An 18,423-nucleotide genomic window follows, 5' to 3' on the forward strand; every position below is an offset into this window, starting at 1 on the left:
TTTTTTTAATATTTAATCAGGGAAAAGACTGGTAAATCACCTAACTTTTCTCTTCCCTTTAACTCAGTAAGCTCGATTAAAAAACAGATGTCGATAATATTTCCTGCAAGTTTTGCTACTAAATCGCAAACTGCCTTAACTGTTCCACCTGTGGCAAGAAGATCATCTATGATCAATATGTTAGCTCCGGGCTTAAATGCATCCTCATGGATAGTAAGCGTATCCTGACCATACTCAAGATCATAAGTAACCTCGAGCGTTTTGTAAGGCAACTTCCCTTTTTTTCTTACTGGGACAAAGCTGGTTCCTAGCTTGTAAGCAAGGGCGCCTCCAAAAATAAATCCGCGTGCCTCAACAGCAACTATAGCATCGATTTTTTTATGCTTATAGTTTTGCGCCATTAAATCAATACTTGCAGAAAAGGCATCCTTATCAGCTAAAAGTGTCGTTATATCCTTGAAGAGTATTCCTGCCTTTGGAAAATCAGGGATGGAACGGATATATTTAGCGAGATCCTGTTTCTTCATTCGTCTTCTCCTCTTCTGATGTAAACCGGCGAATCTTCTTAATCGCCTGTGCCTCAATCTGCCTGACCCTTTCACGCGAGACCTTTAATTTCCTGGCAATCATCGCCAAGGTATGGATTTTTCCGTCTCTGAGACCAAAACGTAAATCCAAAACTTCTTTTTCTCGACGATTTGTTATGTGGAGTAAATTTTCAATATCATCGTGGTCCAATGCCTGTTTTAGGCCTTGTTTTGAAGTCGAGGTTGTATCCTCTATCAAATCCATAACCTGACTCTCATCTGCCTCTCCAATCGGAGCCTCCAGAGAGGACATCTTGGTTATCCAGTTTTCTATATCATTTACCTTATCCACGTGTAATTTCATTTTTTTTGCTACTTCTTCCTGTGAAGGATTACGTTTTAATTTCTGGCGCAGGGCCTCTTGCGTCCTTTTCCATTTGGCAATAAGTTCATTCATATAAACAGGAATTCTGATAGTACGTGATTGCTCAAAGATTGCGCGAGTAATTGCCTGCTTAATCCACCAGGCAGCATAAGTGGAAAACCTAAAGCCCTTCCTATAATCAAATTTATCAACCGCCCGCATAAGCCCAACATTGCCTTCTTCAATCAAATCAATTAAAGGCAGTCCAAAATGAGCATAGCGCTTTGCCATGCTAATCACAAGGCGTAAATTTGAACGAATGAGTTTACGCCTCGCCTCTTTATTGCCACGCAAAACTTCTTTAGCTACTGCTGCTTCCTGCTTGGCTGTCAGAAGCGGGATATCGTGAATATCTCTTAAATAAGTTTTAATGGCTTCCATGATCTAATAATTAATAAAGGTTATTTCTTTGCCTTTCTAGCTTTGCCTTGAGCATTATTAAGCGCTGCTTGGGCAGCGGCAAGTCTTGCAATCGGAACCCTAAAAGGAGAGCAACTAACATAATCCATGCCCACCTTATGACAAAACTCTATAGAAGCAGGATCGCCTCCGTGCTCGCCACAGATACCTACCTTGAGCCCAGGCCTTGTGCTTCTACCCCGCTCTATTCCCATTGTTATTAACTCTCCCACGCCAGTTACGTCAACTGTCTTGAATGGATCGTCTTCTAAAATAGATTTCTGTAAATAATCCTGCAGAAATCCTCCGATATCATCGCGTGAAAACCCAAAGCTCATCTGAGTAAGATCATTCGTGCCGAATGAAAAGAATTGAGCAACCTTGGCAATTTCATCAGCAATGAGTGCTGCGCGCGGAATCTCAATCATCGTACCCGCAAGAAACGACAATTTTCTTAAATTATATTTTTTTAAAACCTGTTTATAAACCTCATTTATCAAATTAAACTGATTATCTAGTTCGCGAGAAGCGCAAACTACAGGAATCATTATCTCTGGTTTAACCTTAACGCCTTCCTGCGTCAACTCTGCAGCTGCCTCAAGGATAGCACGTACCTGCATCTTTGTTACTTCTGGATAAGTAACTCCCAAGCGCACTCCGCGATGACCCATCATCGGATTGCTCTCATGCAAGGCCTCAGCACGTTTCTTTACTTCAGCAACGCTAATAGATAAACTATTTGCCAAGGCATCTAGCTGCTCCTCTTGTTTAGGAACGAATTCATGCAACGGCGGATCAAGAAGCCTTATAGTAACTGGTAGGCCTTCCATTGCGCGCAATGTACCTTTAAAATCATTCTTAACGTGGCCAAAAAGCTCATCAAGCGCTTTCTTCCTTTCAAGGCTTGAATTTGCCATTATCATCTTGCGCAGCTTAAACAAAGGCTCTGCGCAATTCTTGCCATAGAACATATGTTCGGTTCTAAACAGACCAATACCTTCAGCGCCAAAACTACGTGCGCGTTTTGCATCCTCTGGCGTATCAGCATTAGTCCTGATATTAAGCTTGCGTAAAGAATCACAATGTGTGAGAAATGAAAATAACAGCTTATTTTCCTCACCAGCATCTATCATTCCAAGCTTTCCACCATAGATGTTGCCTTTAGTGCCATTGAGTGTTATCCAGTCTCCTTCTTTAACAACCTCAGAGCCTACATTAATTATCTTTTCCTCAGCATTAATCTCTAAAACAGAGCAGCCAACAATACAACATTTACCCCAGCCCCTAGCAACCAATGCTGCATGGCTTGTCATGCCACCGCGAGCAGTAAGTACTGCCTTGGCAGCACGCATGCCTTCAACATCTTCCGGACTTGTCTCTTCTCGTACCAAAATCACTTCTTTGCCTTCATTTGCCCATTTCACAGCATCGCCTGAAGTAAAGACAACTTGACCCACTGCTCCTCCTGGACCAGCAGGAAGGCCTTTAGCAAGAGGTTTTGTAGCCATCTCTTCTTTGGGGTCAACGATTGGATGTAGTAACTCATCTAGCTGATTAGGAGTAACCCGCATCACTAAAGTCTTTTTATCAATCAGCTTTTCCTTATACATATCCATAGCCATACGTAAGGCTGCCGGACCATTTCTTTTGCCAACCCGGCACTGAAGCATAAACAGCCTGCCTTCTTCTATGGTAAATTCAATATCCTGCATATCCTTATAATGTTTCTCTAGTCTCCTCTGGATGCTATCAAGTTGTGAATATATCTTAGGCATTACCTGTTGTAGGGTTTTTAAATCTTTGTTGTGTTCGCTCTGAGAATAGCTATTGATAGGTGCCGGAGTTCTGATACCAGCAACAACGTCCTCACCCTGGGCATCAATAAGATATTCACCATAAAATTGATTCTCTCCGTTTCCGGGATTGCGTGTAAATGCTACTCCGGTTGCGCTATTCTTACCCATGTTGCCAAATACCATTGTCTGTACATTAACTGCTGTGCCCCATTCATCAGGAATATTCTCAATGCGACGATAGGAAATTGCACGCTTGCCATTCCAGGAAGCAAAAACTGCGCCAATACCACCCCAGAGCTGCTTCATCGCATCATCAGGAAATTCCTTTCCTAAGACTTCTTTTACCTTCAATTTATATTCAGCGCATATCTTCTTTAAATCATCTGCATCCAACTCTGTATCTGATTTAGCGCCCTTTTGGCCTTTGACTCTTTCCAGTATTGCCTCTAATTGTTTTCTCACACCTAGATTATCGCTTTTAGGCTCAATCCCAGCTGCCTTTTCCATAACTACATCAGAATACATGGTAATAAGCCTGCGGTACGCATCATAGACAAAACGTTCATTTCCGGTCATATTAACAAGGCCGGGTATTGTCTTTTGCGTCAAGCCGACATTCAACACAGTGTCCATCATTCCAGGCATTGATTTTCTGGCACCGGAACGAACGCTTACCAAGAGCGGATTACTAGAATCACCGAATTTCTTACCCATAACCTTCTCCACCTTTGACAAGGCCTTATTTACCTCTTGCATTAACCCAGCTGGGTATTTCTTATTATTTTTATAATAATAGATACAGACATCGGTAGTGATTGTAAAACCAGCTGGCACTGGTAATCTTAAATCTTTATGGCCTGCCATCTCAGCTAGATTAGCGCCTTTGCCACCTAAGAAATTCTTCATTTTTCCATTTCCATCTGCCTTGCCTGCTCCAAAGAAGTAGACATTTTTCTTCGCCATTACCTAAAACTCCTTTCCTGTTGTATAAAAAATTAACCTAAATTGTCTTTTAAATATTGCCCTACGTTACCAACATCTATCCTGTCTTGTTTCATTGAGTCTCTGTCGCGAACAGTAACCTTAGAATCCCCTAAACTCTCTACATCAACTGTAACGCAATAACAGGTACCAATCTCATCCTGTCGACGATAAAGTCTTCCGATACTTGCTGTATCATCATAAGCACAGAAAAAAGACCTTTCTAAATCAGCTGCTATTCTCTTACATAAGTCGACTATTTCCTTATTCTTTTTAAGAAGCGGCAATACTGCTACCTTTATAGGCGCAAGTTGTTTTCCGAGGCCTAGGACGACTCTTTGCTGGCCACGTACCTCTTCTTCCCTATAGGCATCCACAAGAAAAGCCAAGATTGCCCTGTCAACGCCTCCGGAAGGCTCAATAATAAAAGGTAAGCTCTTTTCGTAGGATAGATCTTTCTTAGAACAATCCTGATGTTGCCTTAAATCAAAATCTCCTCTGTTGGCAATGCCCTCAAGTTCACTCCAGCCAAAAGGAAACTTATATTCAATGTCAGTGCAGGCCAAGGCGTAATGCGCCAACTCCTCTTTTTTGTGTTCGCGCTTTTTTAGATTCTCTTCCTTCATACCGAGTTTTAAATACCAATCGAATCTATCATTAATCCACTGCTTGTAGAATTTATCAGCCTCGTTCGGCAAGACAAAATATTCTATCTCCATCTGTTCGAATTCTCTGGTCCTGAAGGTAAAGTTTCCCGGCGTGACTTCGTTACGAAATGCCTTACCGATCTGGGCAACGCCAAATGGTAATTTTTTACGCGTAGTATTCAGGATATTGGAGAAATTGACAAATATTCCTTGGGCAGTCTCAGGGCGCAGATAGGTTTCTGCTCCACCAACTCCTAACGCACCCAAGGTAGTCCTAAGCATTAGATTAAATTCTCTGGCGTCTGTCAAGCCAACGCCGTCATTACCGCATTCTGGGCACTTATTTGGTTTTTTAGGATTCCAGCGCGGATCATCCGCTTTTATTCTTTTTTTGCAAACCAAGCAATCTTTGTATTTATCGATAAAGCTTTTCACATGCCCTGACGCCTTCCAAACCTCAGGATGCATAAGTATGGCAGCATCTAGACCCACCATGTCTGAACGCATCTGCACGTTCTCTTTCCACCAGGCATCTTTAACATTTCTCTTTAACTCTACACCTAAAGGACCGTAATCCCAGGTATTTGCCAGGCCGCCATAAATCTCAGAACCCTGGAATATAAATCCACGCCGCTTACAGAGTGAAACTATTTTATCCATTAAGTTATCAGACATCTTTTAGCGATTATAATTTCTTCAACTCTTCTTCTTTGATTGAAAAACTATGCTCTTTCGTCGGGAACTTAGCTTCGATAACCTCTTTTTTATATTCCTGGACAGCTGTCTTGATTGCTCTTGAGAGATCTACATACTGCTTTATGAATTTTGGCCGAAAGCGCTGAAAAAGCCCCAACAAATCATGGGTAACTAATACCTGGCCATCGCAATGAATACCAGCGCCAATGCCAATAGTAGGGATTTTAAGTTCTTCTGTTATTCTTTTGGAAATCATATCCGGTACGCACTCCAGTACGATAGAAAAACAACCCAAGTCTTCTAGGAGGTGAGCCTGTTCTATTAATTTGGCTGCCGTAGCAGCATCTTTACCCTGGACCTTAAATCCACCTATCTTTTCTGCGGTCTGGGGCGTAAGGCCAATATGGCCCATAACTGAAATTCCGGCCTTTATTATTGATTCTGTTACTTCAAGACAACGATCAAACCACTCAAGCTTAACGCAATCACAACCTGCCTCATCCAAAAACCTACGGGCATTTTTTACTGAATCCTTAATATCAACCTGGTAGGATTCATAAGGCATATCTCCAATAACTAAAGAGTATTTAACAGCGCGCCTTACTGCCTTGGCATGATGAAGCATTTCAGCCATTCCTACCTTAGTTGTTGAATCCAGACCCAATACAACATTGGCCACAGAATCCCCTACTAAGATCATATCAATACCACACTCATCAATTATAGAAGCAAGAGGAAAATCATAGGCAGTAAGCATGGTGATTTTTTCACGCCTTTTCTTCTTCTCCAGAATCTGGGGGATTGTAATTTTCTCTCTGGTCATAAGAGTCCTCTGCTATTACAAAAATTCTATTTTAGCAAGCTATAAACATACTGTCAAGGTCAGCGGCTTATTATCTTAACCTCTATACCTTCAAATTTATCTGCCAATGCTAAACCCTTTTTCTCACCCAGGATGAAAATTGCTGTTGCCAACGCATCAGAAGTCATGGCGCGATCTGAAACAACAGTTACCGAGCTAATCCTTGAATCTATGGGATAACCAGTGCGGGGGTCAACAATATGACTGTAACGCTTTCCTCCCAGAGTAAAGAATTGCTCATAATCTCCACTTGTAGCAACCGCCCTATCAACCAAAGAAAATACCTGACTAAATTTTCCTTCTTTTTCTGGATGCCTCACTGCAATCTTCCAGGGTCTATTAAATTTTTTTCCCAAACAATAGATGTCACCGCCGGCATTAATTAAAGCAGAGCTAATGCCTGCTGCCTTTAATTTTTCTACGGCAATATCTACAGCAAAACCTTTAGCAATTGCACCTAAATCGATTTTCATACCTGCTTTTTTAAATTTGATTAAGCCATTTTCCCTATCAACAGAAACCTGCTTCCAGTCCACTAATTCCCTGGCCTTTTTTATTTCCTTATGAGGCGGCAATTCTTTACCCTTAATCGCCTTCTTCCAGATATCACTCAAAGGGCCGATAGTAATATCAAATGTCCCTGAGGATTCCTCTGATATCCTTAAAGACTCAACTATTAAATCCAGCAATTCTTTATCAGCGCTAACTATACCATCTCTATTCAACTCAGCTACAGGACTTGAGCTTTTAAAATGACTTAATTTTTCATCAAGGCGCTTAAAGGTATCGAAGACAATCTTTGCTGCCTGATCCGAGTTAGAGGTGACCTCGACAATCGTGCCCATAAGAAACTTTCTCTGAAGCGTAAAGGCCTCTTCTGAATCGCGATAAGAGCATCCAGAAAAAATCAGAGAAATAAAAACTATAATTAATAATTTAGATAAAAATTGTGGTTTCATTTCTTTAAAATCCTCATTAACTCCTTCAAGCCTTTAGTGTTAATACAATCCTTTTTCTCTATCCATCCCCGACGAGCAGTGGCAACGCCCAAACGCATAAAATCCAGATGGTTAAGATTGTGGGCATCGGTATTTATAGCCAGATTAACGCCGTGCGCCTTTGCCTGGCGAGAATTAATATCATTTAAATCAAGCCTATCTGGAAATGAATTTATTTCCAATGCGGTGTTAGTGCTAGCTGCTACTTTGTAGATCTCTTTAAAATCAATGTCGTAGGACTCGCGCACACCCCAAAGCCGGCCTGTAGGATGGGCAATAATATTAACGTATTTATTCTTGCATGCCTTTATAATCCGCTGCGTGAGTTCCTTCTTTGGCTGCTTAAAACCAGAGTGAATTGCAGCAACAACAACGTCAAATTCAGCCAAAAGATCTGCCGGGTAATCAAGCTCCCCATGCGAATCAATGTCAACTTCAGCAGCGTATAAAATACGAATTGAGGAAAATTCCTTATTCAATCTTTCGATCTCCTGTTTCTTTTTCTTCAATGCCTCCTTATCCAGGCCACTTGCAATCTTTAAACTTTGAGAATGATCAGCAATAGCTATATATTCATAACCCTTATTTTTTGCCCTAGAGGCAATATCGGAAATAGAATTTAGGCCATCTGAATAATTTGAATGAACATGCAAATCGCCTTTTATGTCTGATAGCTCTAATAACTTTGGCAATCTATTTTTAATAGCTAATTCCACTTCACCCCTGTCTTCCCTTAATTCTGGCTGAAGAAAAGATAGGCCTAAAGATTTAAAGATGCCCTCTTCTGTTTTTCCAGCCAATAACTTCTCTTTTTTACCTTTAACAGAAAACAGGCCGTATTCGTTTATCTTCATTTTCTTCTTAAGCGCGAGCTGCCTTAGTCTAATATTGAAATCCTTTGAACCAGTAAAATAAAGCAAGGCCGCACCAAAGCTCATCACAGGTACAACCCTCAAATCAACCTGAATGCCGCTGGCTGCAATTATACTTGCCCTTGTCTGACCCTTAGCAAGTATCCTTTTTACGCCTCCTAAATTGATAAAGCTATCAATAATCTTTTTAGCGTTATTTGAAGCTGCAAGGATATCAATGTCTCTTACAGTCTCTTTCATGCGTCGTGCTGAACCAGCATACATAAGCTTCTTAGCCTGCTTGTTGCAAGAGAGATTATTCAGGATGCCCTCAGCAATCTGAAGTGCCTTAGCCAAAGAGATCCTTTCTCTCCCCTTTTTAAAGATGTCTATGCCTGCTAAGATATTGGAAACCGTCTTTTCCCTAATCCCTTCTAACTTATGAAGCCTGCCTCTTTTTGCGCATATCTGGAGTTCTGTAACAGATTTGACTCCCAGTTTTTTGTATAACAAACCTACGGTCTTAGGACCTAAACCAGGGACCTCAAGTATATCCAGAAGGCCCAGAGGAATGGTCTTTTTTAGATCCTCATGAAATTTAAGACTTCCGGTTAAGGCTATTTCCTTAATCTTTGCTGCTAAGTCTTTCCCTATGCCTGGAATGGTTTCTAATTGATCTTCCCTGATAAGTGTGTTAATGCCCTCATTTAAGGATTCGATTGTTGCTGCAGCACGCGCATAAGCACGTATGCGAAATGGATTATCGTTTTTAATCTCTAGAATTTTACTTATCTGCCTGAAGATTTGAGAAATCTCAAGATTATCCATTAATTTTTTCCCTGTTTTTTCCTCTTAAGTGAAAAAATCTAAAATAAACTAACTCTTGGGTATTTTGAATAATAAACTTCCCTTAAATCCTCTAGATAACCTATAGAGGAAAAAATATGCACCTGGCGAGGCTATGGGATTTCTAAATAAATCAAAGACCAGATGCATGGTTATGCCTATTGCAAAAGCTGTCCAAAACAAATTAAACTCAAACAAAAGAATCATCAACCACAATAAGAATACTAATTCAAAAGAATGAAAGACAATGTAGATTCTTTCCTTGTCCTTAACTATATTAGAATAATACAATGCCTTCAAACTAAACTCTCTATTTTTTATAGACAGGTATTCCGGAATATGATCCAGATCAATAAGGGTCCCGCCTAAAAAACAGATAATCGCAGCCAGTAATGAATCTAACCAGCTATAGACAACTAAAGAAGCTGCAAAAGATGTAATTGCATGCGGTAATGGCCTCATATCTTACTAACCCTGTGCTCATAGCTTGCCTCAATAGTCTTTACTAACTCATATAACATGAGATTGATTGGCGTAGCAATGCCTAAGCTCTGACCATGGCGGACTATAACACCATTAATAAAGTCTATTTCTGTCTTTTTCTGTCTTAGCACATCCTGTAGCATTGAAGAAACATTCTTAGCTGTTGCCTCACAAACAGACTCAACCTTGCCAAGGGGATCATCAAAAATTAGTTTTATGCGTTTGCGTTTAGTAACCTTTATTGCCTCTGTGACAGTATCTTTCAAGATCTTATGTGTCCACTCATACTCAATAAGCCTGCCATTATTTAAGCCGGTTATTGCTGTTAAGGCATTTATGCCAACGTTAATGATCAATTTAGACCAAAGCAATCCTTTAATATCCCGCGATATGCGCGTTGACAGGCCGCAAGTATTAAATATCTCGCGTAATGTGCGCAGCTGAGAAGTTATCTTACCATCAAGCTTGCCTAAAACAGTCTCTCCCAAACCGGCATGACGAATATGACCAGGTGTTAACAAGGTGGCACCCATATTAGTGGAGCCAGCAGCAACCTGATTATTACTAAAGATATCATTTATTAACTCTATATTTCCGATACCATTTTGTAAAGTTATTATGAGTGATTCTTCGCCAAGCAAGGACCTAAGCCCTTTGAGGGCCTTTTGCGTATCATAGGATTTTACGCAGATGATGATGAAGTCTGCTGCCTTAATATCGCAGACATTATCACTCGCATTAACCTTGCTGCGCCAATTTCCGCTTACGCCTTCAAGCCTTATGCCTGTATCATTAATTCGCTTTGCCCGAGATTTGTCCTTATCCAGCAACCATACTTCATTTTTGCCTTTAGTTAAATATGCTGCTAATAAGCTGCCGATTGCACCTGGGCCTACAACAACTATCTTCGCCATGGGAATCTACCCCCTCCTTATGACATACTGATGTAGGAAGAAGACTTTAACTCTTTTTCGAGATGATATTTTAAAAACTTATTAAGTAGCGTTGAAAGTTCTTTCTTTATCAAAGTATTCAAACCTAAACGTAAATTATTATCAATTTCGTTATTTTGGATATAAGTGATAGAGGCAATCGTACCCCTGTAAATTAACCTGGATGCCCTATCCTTTTCTAGGCATTTTTCACATAAAAGTCCGCCGCGCGATGAACTAAAGTATGTCTTTTTTGTGTAATCAATATGGCTTGTGCAACTAACACAAGAGTCAAAATGCGGTTTGAACCCGCTTAAGGAAAGAATCTTAATCGTAAATATAAATAGAAGCTTATGATGATCTTGGCCTTGGGACATAAGCCTAAGACAATCATTAAGCAATGTAAACAAGGGAATGCTTACTTCTTCCTGCTGCATAAGAGAATCAATCAAATCAAGCATAAACGAACAGATATAGACCTTATTTATATCTTCACGAATCTTAGAATAATTTTCAATACAATCGCATTGACTTGCCAAATTAAGCTCACCTCTATTATTCTTATAAAAGATTATCTCATTTAGAGAAAAAGGCTCTAAGTTGCTTGCAAACTTTTTCGGCTCACCTCGTATGCCCTTAAACAGACAGCTTATCTTTCCATAGTCCTGGCTAAAAAAGCGTGCTATGAGGCTTGTCTCACGAAAATCGTCTTTTTTTATGAGGAAGGCCTGGGTTTTGTAGATAGACATGACTTTGTCTTTGAGGGATCTTACTTGAGTAGATATTTTATTTCTGGTTTAAGCTTCTTAAGCCAGTGCTGCTGTTCTTTTTCCATACGCTGTCTTTGCGAGGCAGTATTATCATCAAAGCCTAAAATGTGTAAAATTCCATGAATTATATAGAGACAGAGCTCTTGATTAACCGAGGTTTTAAAATAACGACTATTTTTGATCGCTGTATCTGTTGATATCGCAATATCAGCCCAAAGAACACTACCTGATTTTTCCTTTGAGCCTTTATAAGGAAATGCTAATACATCGGTGGGAAAATCGCTGCCTAAAAATCGCTTGTTAAGCCGCTTAATATTTTCATCATCCAAAAAAGCTATACAGATCCGGTAGCGTGAAATGCTAAATTTAGAGAGAATTTTTTTTGCTATCTGCCTTACTGTTCCCTTTACTACTGGAAGCTTGTTTTGGTGATTCTTTATAGACAGAACCATTTTTCTTTTCAGGATATACTACTCGGCTATGATATATACCAGTCAGGATATGGGTAAACACCTTGGCTATCTTTTCTAAATCCTTAAGTGTTAAATCGCATTCATCGAGCTGACCGTCAATAAATTTATTATTGATAACCTTATGTACAGCATCCTCTATCTTAGGAGAGGTCGGCTCTTCGATAGAGCGTGTTGCCGCCTCCACTGAATCAGCCAAAAGACATATCGCAGTCTCCTTATTCTGAGGCTTGGGTCCGGGGTAACGAAATACATCTTCTTTTATATCGTCTTCTTTCTTGAGATCCTCTAAGGCCCTACGATAAAAATAATAGACCAAACTCGTGCCATGGTGCTGGGCAATAAAATTTATTATCGGTTTCTTTAATTTATATTTGCGTGCTATCTCCTGACCTTCTTTTACATGGTTTATGATTACCAATTTACTCATAGAAGGATTGAGTACATCATGCTTACTTTCCGGCTGACTCTGGTTTTCGCTAAAATATTCTGCCTTATCAATCTTGCCGACATCATGGAAATAGGCACCAACGCGGGCAAGGAGTGAATTCGCCCCTATTGCCTCAGCAGCAGTTTCGCTTAAGTTTCCTACCAGTAGACTATGATGATACGTACCAGGAGCCTTTAATACCATATCTTTAAGTAAGGGCTGATTAAAATCAGAAAGCTCCAAAAGCGTGATGTTTGTAATCAGGCTGAAGAGACCTTCTAAGAGCGGTAAAATAACCATCAAGATAACTGCACTTAAGATACCGCCTATAACACCCCAGCCTGCCTGTTCTAAAATTACCGCATATTCTAAATTATTAAATAATCCCCAGGCCAAAATACTGATAAACTGTACACTGCCGACCAAAAGTCCGGCCTGTAATATTTGATTGCGTCTACGCACCTTTGAAACCGCAGTAACGCCTGCGATACTACCTATAAAGAATATAATAAGCAGGCCGATATTATTACTAAAACTTATACCCAGAACCATAGAAAGCAAGGCGGCTAGCACAAAGGACATCGCAGCATCATTGGTAAGCATAAAATAGGCCATAGAAAAAGCTGCGACCGGAACTATAAAACTACTATAAGGAGAAAGTTCAACAAATTTTCCTAAAATTATAGCTGATAAGAATAATACGGCCAGTAACGTCAATTCCTTATTTGAAGAGTAAACCTTGGGGTAATAAATTTTTAAGAAGGCAGCACTTATAATAATAAACATAATCATCAAAATACTCATGCCTAGATTAAAGGAAATCAATTCTTGCTGCGGCCGAGAGGTGTGGGAGGCATTCAGTTTTTTAAGGATACCTTGGGTTAAGATCTGACCTTTACTAATGATCAGTTCGTTATCTTTCACGTTTACCTGTTTATAAATAGGCGCTACTGCGTCCTTGGCCTCAGCTTTTTTCTTTGCAGTCTGCTCGGCATCAAAGATAATATTAGGAACTAATGAAGCTGTTATAAGGTCTAAAACAATATCCTTGTCTTTTTTGCTTTTAAACTCCTTACCTAATTCTTTCTCAATTTGTTTGCGGGCATCTTTAACGGTCTTAATTTCTGTTATGGGTATATTTTTAGAAGTTTTCTTGCGGGAATCAAATACAGTTATCTCCTCTGCCTCAGCTTCTGAAAACCGCTTCTTATCCTCTGCCTTAAGAAAATAATTGTTGTTAAAAGTGCGAGAATAAATCTGGCTTATATTTGGCGCCTTTAATCTTATCCTTTTTGCTAAATTTCTAAATAGGCCTTCGTCCAAGGCAAGCTGCTTAAGGTTATAAATTTCCGATATCTTTCTTGTTGCATTAACCCTTGCCTTTTGAGTTTCCTCCTCATCAATAGGCCCTTGGTAGGTAAAATCTAGCGGGGCATAGATGTCTTTTAGGGCAACATCACCTTCAGAAAGTTGACCGACAAGACCTGTCTTGCTCATTATAATCATAACAATCGGCAGAGAACAAAGAATAATAAGCAATAGACCTCTAGACAACCAATGTATGAGTTTTTCTTTATTTAAAGTTGGGGCGTGCATTTTCATAAGCCTTTATTATCTCAAGCACTAATTCATGTCGCACAACATCTTCGCCAGTAAAATTTACGAATTTTATTCCTTTGATATCAGCCAATAAATCCTTGGCCTGCAGGAGACCTGTAGGCCTACCTTCCGGAAGATCGCTCTGGGTAATATCACCTGTAATAACCGTCTTTGAATCAAAACCCAAACGCGTCAGGAACATCTTCATCTGCTCAGTAGTACAATTCTGCGCTTCATCAAGTATAATAAAGGCGTCGTTGAATGTACGGCCGCGCATATAAGCTAAAGGTGCTACTTCGATAATTCCCATCTCTATTAATTTTTCAATACGCTCAGCATCCATCATATCATAAAGCGCATCATAAAGCGGTCGCAGGTAAGGTGAAACCTTCTGATTCATATCCCCCGGCAAAAAGCCTAAACTCTCGCCTGCCTCTATAGCCGGTCTAGTAAGAATAATCCTGCGCACTATACCTTTCTTGAGGGCATTTACTGCCATGGCCATTGCTAGATAGGTCTTTCCTGTTCCTGCTGGACCTATACCAAAAACAATATCATATTCTTTTATTGTCTTAACATAAGCATACTGACCACTGGTCTTGGGTCCGATATGCTTGCCCTTTAAAGAAACCTCAATTCCCTCCTCTTGACGTATATCATTCTTAGCGCCATTCTTTAAAACAGTATTTACCTCAAGCTTACTGATAACGCCTCTTTTCTCAATGATTGAAAGTAAGTAAGTAATTACCTCTGTTGCCTTCTTTACAGCAACAGCTGCACCTATGACTTTAAGGCCTTCTTTTCGAGTTAAGAGATTGACCTCAAGTTCTTTCTCAATAAGCTTTAAGTTAACGTCACAAGAACCAAATAACTGACGCAAGTCATCTTGATTTTTTAATTTAATTACATATTCCATCTAGACGATCTTTCTTAACATCGCTCTATTTAATAATCTTGATGACCTGTCCAGGATAAATCTTCTCACAGCTCTTTAATTTATCTTTATTATCTTGGCAGATCTTTTGGAATTTCTTGGTGGTATTAAAAAAGCGCATTGAGATCTTCTGCAGCGTATCCCCTTTCTCTATCATATATAAAACAACTTCCCCAACCTCCTTAACGCGTTGCCTAATGCGGGTTGTCTCTTCTGATCCCTCGGAACCGCTCACATATCCCTGATTTCCCCATAATTCTTCATCTTGTGTAGTTTCAGTCTTTGGCTTAGGCAGACCTCTCTCAAATTTTATTGGTGACTGCAATTCAATCTCCACGACATTGACTTTACGCGTTTTCTTTATGTCTTTACTTACATCTTTTGCTGGAATATTACCCTGAATATAACCTTCGTTTCCAGCTACTTCCTGGTCTACTCTCTCCTTAGTCACTGTGTAGGTGCGCACAATACAACCTGAAAGCAGACTAGCAAGAAACAAGAAGCAAAAAGTAAGAACAACAGCTAAAACTGCATCATTCCTTTTCATCTTAACACCCTCCTTTGATATTTTTAGAGAATTGTTTATCTCTTATCTTGCGGATTCCTTAAATCTATACCTAATTCCTTCAACTGTCTTTGGTCCACATCAGTGGGGGCTCCTGTTAAAGGACAAAAACCACTCTGCGTCTTAGGAAATGCAATCACATCTCTTATGGAATCTTTTCCTAAAATTATCGCTATTAATCTATCTAAACCAAAGGCAATACCAGCATGGGCTGGTGCGCCAAAATTAAAGGCCTCCAGCAAGAAACCAAAGCGTTCTTTCGCCTGTTTATCCGAAATGCCGATAAGCTTAAAAATCCTTTCCTGGAGTTGGCGCTTATGGATTCTGATAGAACCACTGGCAATCTCTGCGCCATTTAGAACCAAATCATAGGATTGTGCCCTTACCTTTTTAGGTTCAGTCTCCAAAAACTGAATATCTTCTTCTACTGGTGCGGTAAAAGGATGATGTTCGCTTTCCCACCTTTTTTCCTCTTCATTATACTTGAACAAAGGAAAATCAATTACCCAGATAAAATTAAACTTATCTTCACCAATCTTAGGTTTATCAGTTGCATATTTATCCTGGGCCTGCTTATAACTAATACGCGCAAAAGGAATCTTCAGCTCTAGATTCAGGCAATCCTTAAAGATTTTCTGCAGGAGACTCTCGCAAATATTGAATATATCCTCCTGCCCTAGAAAAGACATCTCCATATCAAGTTGAGTAAATTCGGGTTGGCGGTCTGCACGCAAGTCCTCGTCACGAAAACATTTGGCAATCTGAAAGTATCTTTCAACGCCAGCTACCATTAACAACTGTTTGAAAAGTTGAGGTGATTGCGGAAGTGCAAAAAATTTAGAGGGCAATAATCTTGAAGGGACCAGGTAGTCTCTGGCTCCCTCAGGGGTAGACTTGGTTAAAATCGGTGTCTCAAATTCTAAAAATCCAGACTCATCAAGAAAACAGCGAATCGAATGATTTATACGATGCCGCAGCTTAAAAACATGCAGAACTTCAGGCCGCCTTAAATCAAGATAGCGATATTTCAAGCGCAGCTCCTCAGAGACAGGAGTTTCAGAATCAACCTCAAAAGGCAAACCTGCCGAGACATTTAAGATCTGCATTTCTTTAGCATAAAGTTCGACTTCACCAGTAGGAATCTTGGGGTTTATCATGCCCTTTGGCCTGGCATTTACCAATCCCCTTACGCAGATTAAGAATTCGCTACGTACTTTACTAGCCTGGGCGTGTGCTTCGGGAAAATCCTTAGGATGGAACACGACTTGAGTCCAGCCTTCGCGGTCACGGATATCTAAAAAGATTAATTTTCCGTGGTCACGCCGGCGATAGACCCAGCCAATCAAAGTAGCCTCTTTATCAACGTCTTGCTTTCTTAACTGCCCGCATGTATGAGTTCTTTTCATAACCTATCTTTGGCTTAATCCTTTTTAAGCAACTCTCCCAACTTAGATATAACCTCATCCTTAGGATATGTATTCTGGCTTCCTGTTTCCATGTCCTTCAGAGTAATCTTATTAGTTTTAATTTCTTCCTCACCCAACATAAGTACGATTCTTGCCTTGATGTTATTGGCTCTGCGCATTTGAGCTTTAAGCGATTTATTGCAATAGTCTATATCTGCACTTATTCCAGCAGCACGTAAATCATTCAGAAGCGACAGCCCCGCAGGTAAAAATGTCTCTTTGGTCAAGGCCAGAAAAACATCCGGCCCCCTCTTGCCTACTCCTGGCGAAGTCTTTGCTTGGCTATTAAGGCAAAGGGCAATTCGTTCAAAACCAAGAGCAAAACCAACTGCACCCATATCCGAACCACCCAGCTGTGCCACCAAATTATCATATCTACCTCCAGCACCTAAGGCATCCTGACTGCCTAGATTAGAATTAGTAACTTCAAAAACAGTGCCGGTATAATAATCAAGGCCACGCACAAGAGTCGCTACCTCGTTAAACTTCACTTTAAGCTGATTAAGAAAACCTTTCACCATCTTAAAATGACGAGCACAATCCGAACAGCGAAAGTCACTATCCAATGTAATCTCAGAAACGATTTGTTTACAAGTTTCCTTTTTGCAATCAAGAATCCGCAATATATTCTTTTTTAGCCTCGCCTGGCAATCTTTGCAAAGCCTAGAGGCCTTGGATTGCAGTTTTTTATTCAAGATGGCTTTTAGCTTTTCTTTGTCTTTTGCACAGCCAACGCTATTTAGATTAAGGACATAATCACAAACACCAAAGCTGTTTAAGAGTCTTGTCATTAAAACTATGATCTCTGCATCAAGCGCAGGACTATAAGAACCAATAGCCTCAGCACCAATATGGGTGAATTGCCGCAAGCGTCCCTTTTGAGGCCGTTCTCCCCGAAACATTGGCCCAATATAAAAAATCTTCTTAAATCCTTCTTTTCTGTCCAGGTGATGCTCCAGATATGCACGGATAATCGATGCCGTACCCTCTGGCCTTAATGTTAGAGGCCTTTGGCTAGTTTTAATATTTAGCATCTGTTTTGTTACGATATCACTTGCCTCACCCAAGGAACGGACAAAAAGACCTGAATCTTCAAAGGCAGGGGTAATGATTTCCTCAAAAGCAAAAAGAGAGAATATTTCACGACTTTTCTCATAAATATTATATAAAAACTGAATATCTGAACCTAAGATATCATTTGTGCCACGCGGGGCTTTATAAATCATAGCTAATTAGAAAGATTTGGGGCTACAAATTAAGCTGGAATTTGTGATTAAGAATTGAACATGAGGTTAAGTTTGGAAGTAGTCTTATCCACAAAGGATAGACCTTCCCATTCCTTTTAAGGAAGGGTCTTATCAATTATCTAACTTTCTTTTTCATCTCTAATCCCGGCTTGAAGACTACTACTTTGCGCGGGGGAACTGGCACAACCTCACCAGTGCGGGGATTTCTTCCTGTCCTACTTTTTCTTTCTTTTATTTTAAAGACACCGAAATTGCGCAGTTCTACCTTCTCGCCTCTGACCAAGGCATCCACAATTGAATCAAATGTCTTCTGGACTATCTTTTTTACTACCACCTGTCTTACATTAGTCTGATCTGCAATCTTCAGCACTATGTCTTTCTTGGTCATACTCGCACCTCCAAGGTCATTTGCACGAACAAGAACATCTAATCCTAAATTATGTCCTTATTTAACATAAATACAGTACCACCAAAATGTTACGATGTCAAGTTAAATCTAC

Annotated in this window: 17 protein-coding genes; all 17 read right to left on the minus strand. The window is 40.0% G+C overall.

The genetic code is table 11. The annotated features are described in order from the left end of the window. Positions 1 to 5: 5 nt before the first annotated feature. The 17 genes from KJ593_05265 to KJ593_05345 all read right to left on the minus strand — a co-directional run bounded on the left by KJ593_05265 (position 6) and on the right by KJ593_05345 (position 18,311). The gene (locus KJ593_05265; GenBank protein MBU2541292.1) at positions 6 to 527 is read right to left on the minus strand and encodes an adenine phosphoribosyltransferase; all 522 of its coding nucleotides are present in this window, start codon (positions 525 to 527) and stop codon (positions 6 to 8) included. Next, positions 505 to 1,332 (minus strand): sigma-70 family RNA polymerase sigma factor, encoded by an 828-nt coding sequence (locus KJ593_05270; protein ID MBU2541293.1) that lies wholly within the window; start codon positions 1,330 to 1,332, stop codon positions 505 to 507. The genes KJ593_05265 and KJ593_05270 overlap by 23 nt, the downstream gene beginning before the upstream one ends. Positions 1,333 to 1,352: 20 nt before the next feature. Next, positions 1,353 to 4,109: a pyruvate, phosphate dikinase gene (gene ppdK, locus KJ593_05275; protein MBU2541294.1), complete on the minus strand. Its 2,757-nt coding sequence runs from the start codon at positions 4,107 to 4,109 to the stop codon at positions 1,353 to 1,355. A 32-nt stretch (positions 4,110 to 4,141) separates the two neighbouring features. Next, the gene (locus KJ593_05280) at positions 4,142 to 5,449 is read right to left on the minus strand and encodes a glycine--tRNA ligase (protein MBU2541295.1); all 1,308 of its coding nucleotides are present in this window, start codon (positions 5,447 to 5,449) and stop codon (positions 4,142 to 4,144) included. Positions 5,450 to 5,459: 10 nt separating this feature from the next. Next, complete coding sequence (panB, locus tag KJ593_05285) at positions 5,460 to 6,293, minus strand: 3-methyl-2-oxobutanoate hydroxymethyltransferase (GenBank protein MBU2541296.1); 834 nt, start codon at positions 6,291 to 6,293, stop codon at positions 5,460 to 5,462. A gap of 59 nt (positions 6,294 to 6,352) precedes the next feature. Further along, the gene (locus KJ593_05290) at positions 6,353 to 7,291 is read right to left on the minus strand and encodes an FAD:protein FMN transferase (GenBank protein MBU2541297.1); all 939 of its coding nucleotides are present in this window, start codon (positions 7,289 to 7,291) and stop codon (positions 6,353 to 6,355) included. Continuing rightward, positions 7,288 to 9,009: a DNA polymerase/3'-5' exonuclease PolX gene (gene polX / locus KJ593_05295; GenBank protein MBU2541298.1), complete on the minus strand. Its 1,722-nt coding sequence runs from the start codon at positions 9,007 to 9,009 to the stop codon at positions 7,288 to 7,290. Before polX ends, KJ593_05290 begins: the two co-directional genes overlap by 4 nt. A 48-nt stretch (positions 9,010 to 9,057) precedes the next feature. After that, on the minus strand, positions 9,058 to 9,489 hold the full coding sequence (locus KJ593_05300) for a metal-dependent hydrolase (protein MBU2541299.1): 432 nt from the start codon (positions 9,487 to 9,489) through the stop codon (positions 9,058 to 9,060). Then, on the minus strand, positions 9,486 to 10,424 hold the full coding sequence (locus tag KJ593_05305; protein MBU2541300.1) for a 2-dehydropantoate 2-reductase: 939 nt from the start codon (positions 10,422 to 10,424) through the stop codon (positions 9,486 to 9,488). Before KJ593_05305 ends, KJ593_05300 begins: the two co-directional genes overlap by 4 nt. 17 nt (positions 10,425 to 10,441) lie before the next feature. After that, positions 10,442 to 11,191, minus strand: a complete 750-nt coding sequence (recO, locus tag KJ593_05310; GenBank protein ID MBU2541301.1) for a DNA repair protein RecO — start codon at positions 11,189 to 11,191, stop codon at positions 10,442 to 10,444. 20 nt (positions 11,192 to 11,211) lie between these two features. Continuing rightward, positions 11,212 to 11,664: an rRNA maturation RNase YbeY gene (gene ybeY / locus KJ593_05315; GenBank protein MBU2541302.1), complete on the minus strand. Its 453-nt coding sequence runs from the start codon at positions 11,662 to 11,664 to the stop codon at positions 11,212 to 11,214. Further along, entirely contained in the window at positions 11,579 to 13,708 is a 2,130-nt protein-coding gene (locus tag KJ593_05320) for an HDIG domain-containing protein (protein ID MBU2541303.1), read from the minus strand. The genes ybeY and KJ593_05320 overlap by 86 nt, the downstream gene beginning before the upstream one ends. Continuing rightward, positions 13,686 to 14,627 (minus strand): PhoH family protein, encoded by a 942-nt coding sequence (locus tag KJ593_05325; protein ID MBU2541304.1) that lies wholly within the window; start codon positions 14,625 to 14,627, stop codon positions 13,686 to 13,688. Before KJ593_05325 ends, KJ593_05320 begins: the two co-directional genes overlap by 23 nt. Before the next feature lie 25 nt (positions 14,628 to 14,652). After that, positions 14,653 to 15,192: a LysM peptidoglycan-binding domain-containing protein gene (locus tag KJ593_05330; protein MBU2541305.1), complete on the minus strand. Its 540-nt coding sequence runs from the start codon at positions 15,190 to 15,192 to the stop codon at positions 14,653 to 14,655. Positions 15,193 to 15,227: 35 nt separating this feature from the next. Beyond that, the gene (gene aspS / locus KJ593_05335; GenBank protein ID MBU2541306.1) at positions 15,228 to 16,616 is read right to left on the minus strand and encodes an aspartate--tRNA ligase; all 1,389 of its coding nucleotides are present in this window, start codon (positions 16,614 to 16,616) and stop codon (positions 15,228 to 15,230) included. Between the two features lie 14 nt (positions 16,617 to 16,630). After that, the gene (hisS, locus tag KJ593_05340) at positions 16,631 to 17,902 is read right to left on the minus strand and encodes a histidine--tRNA ligase (protein ID MBU2541307.1); all 1,272 of its coding nucleotides are present in this window, start codon (positions 17,900 to 17,902) and stop codon (positions 16,631 to 16,633) included. A gap of 136 nt (positions 17,903 to 18,038) precedes the next feature. Continuing rightward, complete coding sequence (locus KJ593_05345) at positions 18,039 to 18,311, minus strand: integration host factor subunit beta (GenBank protein MBU2541308.1); 273 nt, start codon at positions 18,309 to 18,311, stop codon at positions 18,039 to 18,041. Positions 18,312 to 18,423: the final 112 nt, after the last annotated feature.

Source organism: Candidatus Omnitrophota bacterium (genome assembly GCA_018830005.1).
GTDB lineage: Bacteria > Omnitrophota > Gorgyraeia > JAHJTE01 > JAHJTE01 > JAHJTE01.

Coding starts and splice junctions, on each gene's coding strand:
- aspS (MBU2541306.1), bottom strand. CDS start 16,616: ATGAAAAGAACTCATACATGCGGGCAGTTAAGAAAGCAAGACGTTGAT.
- polX (MBU2541298.1), bottom strand. CDS start 9,009: ATGGATAATCTTGAGATTTCTCAAATCTTCAGGCAGATAAGTAAAATT.
- ybeY (MBU2541302.1), bottom strand. CDS start 11,664: ATGGTTCTGTCTATAAAGAATCACCAAAACAAGCTTCCAGTAGTAAAG.
- hisS (MBU2541307.1), bottom strand. CDS start 17,902: ATGATTTATAAAGCCCCGCGTGGCACAAATGATATCTTAGGTTCAGAT.
- ppdK (MBU2541294.1), bottom strand. CDS start 4,109: ATGGCGAAGAAAAATGTCTACTTCTTTGGAGCAGGCAAGGCAGATGGA.
- KJ593_05290 (MBU2541297.1), bottom strand. CDS start 7,291: ATGAAACCACAATTTTTATCTAAATTATTAATTATAGTTTTTATTTCT.
- panB (MBU2541296.1), bottom strand. CDS start 6,293: ATGACCAGAGAGAAAATTACAATCCCCCAGATTCTGGAGAAGAAGAAA.
- KJ593_05320 (MBU2541303.1), bottom strand. CDS start 13,708: ATGCACGCCCCAACTTTAAATAAAGAAAAACTCATACATTGGTTGTCT.
- recO (MBU2541301.1), bottom strand. CDS start 11,191: ATGTCTATCTACAAAACCCAGGCCTTCCTCATAAAAAAAGACGATTTT.
- KJ593_05345 (MBU2541308.1), bottom strand. CDS start 18,311: ATGACCAAGAAAGACATAGTGCTGAAGATTGCAGATCAGACTAATGTA.
- KJ593_05280 (MBU2541295.1), bottom strand. CDS start 5,449: ATGTCTGATAACTTAATGGATAAAATAGTTTCACTCTGTAAGCGGCGT.
- KJ593_05270 (MBU2541293.1), bottom strand. CDS start 1,332: ATGGAAGCCATTAAAACTTATTTAAGAGATATTCACGATATCCCGCTT.
- KJ593_05330 (MBU2541305.1), bottom strand. CDS start 15,192: ATGAAAAGGAATGATGCAGTTTTAGCTGTTGTTCTTACTTTTTGCTTC.
- KJ593_05265 (MBU2541292.1), bottom strand. CDS start 527: ATGAAGAAACAGGATCTCGCTAAATATATCCGTTCCATCCCTGATTTT.
- KJ593_05305 (MBU2541300.1), bottom strand. CDS start 10,424: ATGGCGAAGATAGTTGTTGTAGGCCCAGGTGCAATCGGCAGCTTATTA.
- KJ593_05325 (MBU2541304.1), bottom strand. CDS start 14,627: ATGGAATATGTAATTAAATTAAAAAATCAAGATGACTTGCGTCAGTTA.
- KJ593_05300 (MBU2541299.1), bottom strand. CDS start 9,489: ATGAGGCCATTACCGCATGCAATTACATCTTTTGCAGCTTCTTTAGTT.